Here is a 279-nt window from a genome sequence, read left to right on the forward strand (position 1 = left end):
CGCAAAATCACCTGGACCCACGAAGTATCCGGTACTTCGGGTTCCGATGACTGGCGTGCTCCAGTCGTTTAATTACGGCTGATCGTTACAAGCATCGGCCAGCTCTGCTGGTCGATGTTGTTTACGCAACTCCAGATTTTTGTGACAGCACGAGGAACAAGGGATGTTCGCGCCGGCCAATGAAACCCACTTTGCCCTGACCATCGAAGGTCTTTCCGCCGATTTCCAGGTGTTTACCCTTACCGGTCGGGAAGCCATCAGCCAGCCTTTTGTGTTTGA

At 53.0% G+C, this 279-nt stretch carries 1 protein-coding gene and 1 pseudogene; both read left to right on the plus strand.

Translation table 11 applies throughout. From position 1 onward, the window contains the following. A pseudogene (locus tag AACY19_RS27595) lies at positions 1–72 on the plus strand (Hcp family type VI secretion system effector); the annotation flags it as partial. A gap of 91 nt (positions 73–163) precedes the next feature. After that, positions 164–279: hypothetical protein (locus AACY19_RS28020; protein ID WP_445262340.1), on the plus strand; the 116-nt coding region annotated here is incomplete at its 3' end.

Source organism: Pseudomonas sp. EA_5y_Pfl2_R50 (assembly GCF_963970475.1).
GTDB lineage: Bacteria > Pseudomonadota > Gammaproteobacteria > Pseudomonadales > Pseudomonadaceae > Aquipseudomonas.